A 3,295-nucleotide genomic window follows, 5' to 3' on the forward strand; every position below is an offset into this window, starting at 1 on the left:
CGACGTATTCACGGATGGCCACGACAAGCTGGCCGTCGTCGCCCTGTGGCGGGCTGCGGACGACACGGAATGGCATGAAGTGCGCATGCATGCGATCGGCAACGACCGCTGGGCGGCGAGCATGCCGCTCACGCGCATCGGCCGTTACCTGTTCGCGGTGGAAGCGTGGCGCGATGTCTTTGCCACGTACCGAGACGAACTCGAAAAGAAAACCACCGCCGGGCTGAACGTCGGCGTCGAACTCGAGGAAGGCCGCCTGATGGTCGAAGCAGCACTGGCCCATGCGCAGGAAGCGGGGATCGAAGGCGCGTCCGGCAGCCTGAAACAGCTGGCGAAATCGCTCAAGCTGACGCGCGACAAGGCGAAAGCTGCCGCGCGCGACGCGGAACGGATTGCCACCTTGCTGTCCGAACCCATGCTCGAAGCGATGCGCGAAGCGGATGCGCGGCCGTTCGCGGTACGCAGCGAGTCGATGCGCATCGAGGTGGAGCGCACCGCGGCGCGCTTCTCCAGCTGGTATGAACTGTTCCCGCGCTCGGCGAGCGGAGATCCGGCGCGGCATGGCACCTTCGCCGACGTCGAGAAGCGCCTGCCGGCGATCCAGGCGATGGGGTTCGACACCTTGTACTTCACACCTATCCATCCGATCGGCAAGAAGCACCGCAAGGGCCGCAACAACAGCCTGACGGCCGAGCCGGGCGATCCCGGCAGCCCGTATGCAATCGGCTCGGAAGAGGGCGGGCACGATGCGCTGCATCCCGAGCTCGGCACGATCGAGGATTTCCGCCACCTGCGCGACGAGGCTGCAAGGCATGGCCTCGAACTCGCGCTCGACTTCGCGATCCAGTGCTCGCCCGACCATCCCTGGCTGAAGGAGCATCCGGACTGGTTTTCATGGCGTCCGGATGGCACGATCCGCTATGCGGAAAACCCGCCGAAGAAATACCAGGACATCGTCAATGTCGATTTCTACGCGCCCGGCGCCTTGCCCGATCTGTGGATCGCGCTGCGCGACGTGGTCCTGTTCTGGGTGAAGGAGGGCGTGCGCGTCTTTCGCGTCGACAATCCGCACACCAAGACGCTGCCGTTCTGGGAGTGGATGATCGGCGACATCCGCGGCCGCTACCCCGACACTATCTTCCTGTCGGAAGCCTTCACGCGTCCGAAGATGATGTACCGGCTGGCCAAGATCGGCTATTCGCAGTCGTACACCTACTTCACCTGGCGCCATACCAAGAAGGAATTCACCGATTACATGACCGAGCTGACGCAGACGCCGGTGAAGGAATATTTCCGGCCGCATTTCTTCGTCAACACGCCGGACATCAATCCGTATTTCCTGCAGCGCTCGGGCCGTCCCGGCTTCCTGATCCGTGCCGCGCTGGCGACAACGCTCTCCGGCCTGTGGGGCATGTACAGCGGCTTCGAGCTGTGCGAAGGCACGCCGATTCCCGGCAAGGAAGAGTACATCGACTCGGAAAAGTACGAGATCAAGGCCTGGGACTGGAACCGGCCCGGCAACATCATCCACGAGATCACGCAGCTCAACCGACTGCGGCGCGAGAATCCGGCGCTGCAGACGCACCTGAACATCCGGTTCCTGCCTGCGACCGGCGACAACATCCTGTTCTTCGAGAAATCGACAGCGCCGCCGGGCGACAGCACCGGCTGCGGCGACAACGTGGTGCTGGTGGCGATCAACCTCGATCCCTTCGCCGCGCGCGACACCACGATCGAAGTGCCGCTGTGGGAGTTCGGCCTGCCCGACGACGGCACGCTTGAACTGGACGACCTCGTCAACAACCGGCACCTGACCTGGATCGGAAAGCACCAGCACGTGAGGCTGGATCCGTTTGTTAGCCCCTATGCCATCTGGCGCGTTCGACAGAAGTGAGTTTTCAACATGGACATGAGTACGGATCGCCGCAGGACTGCACGCCGCGCACAAGGCTCTCCCGCGGGAACCCCCGAGCAATCTTTCAGTGTAGCCCCCTCGTGGTACAAGGACGCGGTGATCTACCAGGTGCACGTCAAGTCGTTCTTCGACTCCAACAATGACGGCATCGGCGATTTCGCGGGGCTGATCGACAAGCTGGATTACATCGCCGACCTCGGCGTCAACACGATCTGGCTGCTGCCGTTCTATCCTTCGCCGCGGCGTGACGACGGCTACGACATTGCCGAGTACAAGGGCGTGCATCCCGATTACGGCACGCTCGCGGATGCGAAGCGATTCATCGCCGAGGCGCACAGGCGCGGCCTGCGCGTCATCACGGAACTGGTCGTCAACCATACTTCCGACGAGCATCCCTGGTTCCAGCGCGCGCGCAAGGCCAAGCCGGGCTCCAAGGCGCGCGACTTCTATGTGTGGTCGGACAACGACAGCGCCTACAGCGGCACGCGCATCATCTTCTGCGATACCGAAAAGTCGAACTGGACCTGGGATCCGGTCGCCAATGCCTTCTTCTGGCATCGCTTCTATTCTCACCAGCCGGACCTGAATTTCGACAACCCGCAGGTGTTGAAAGCGGTGCTCGGGGTCATGAAGTACTGGCTCGACCTCGGCGTCGACGGGCTGCGGCTGGATGCCGTTCCGTATCTCATCGAGAGGGAAGGGACGAGCAACGAAAACCTGCCGGAAACGCACGAGATCCTCAAGCGCATCCGCGCCGAAGTCGACCGCAGCTATCCCGGACGCATGCTGCTGGCCGAGGCCAACATGTGGCCGGAGGACGTGCTGCCGTACTTCGGCGACAACGACGAATGCCACATGGCCTTCCACTTCCCGCTGATGCCGCGCATGTACATGGCGCTGGCCCAGGAAGACCGCTTCCCGATCGCCGACATCATGCGCCAGACGCCTGAAATACCCGGCGCCTGCCAGTGGGCCATCTTCCTGCGCAACCATGACGAGCTGACGCTGGAGATGGTGACCGACAAGGAGCGCGACTACCTCTGGAATTACTACGCATCGGAAAAACGCGCACGCATCAACCTCGGCATCCGCCGCCGCCTGGCACCGCTGCTGGAACGCGACCGCCGGCGCACCGAACTGCTCAACAGCTTCCTGCTGTCGATGCCGGGCACGCCGGTCATCTACTACGGCGATGAGATCGGCATGGGCGACAACATCCATCTCGGCGACCGTGACGGCGTGCGCACGCCGATGCAGTGGACTTCGGACCGCAACGGCGGATTCTCGCGCGCAGACCCGGCAAGGCTGGTGCTCCCGCCGATCCAGGACCCGCTGTACGGCTTCCAGGCGGTCAATGTGGGAGCGCAGAGCGCCGACCCG

Annotated in this window: 2 protein-coding genes; both read left to right on the plus strand. The window is 63.3% G+C overall.

Annotated features, from left to right (window positions below; all coding sequences use genetic code 11):
• A partial coding sequence (locus AYR66_RS19045) for an alpha-1,4-glucan--maltose-1-phosphate maltosyltransferase (protein ID WP_141104277.1) occupies positions 1-1,894 on the plus strand: 1,894 nt, incomplete at its 5' end.
• A gap of 9 nt (positions 1,895-1,903) precedes the next feature.
• The coding region (gene treS / locus AYR66_RS29685) for a maltose alpha-D-glucosyltransferase (RefSeq protein ID WP_206047222.1) at positions 1,904-3,295 on the plus strand (1,392 nt) is incomplete at its 3' end.

It is taken from the genome of Noviherbaspirillum denitrificans, from assembly GCF_002211445.1.
Lineage (GTDB): Bacteria > Pseudomonadota > Gammaproteobacteria > Burkholderiales > Burkholderiaceae_D > Noviherbaspirillum > Noviherbaspirillum denitrificans.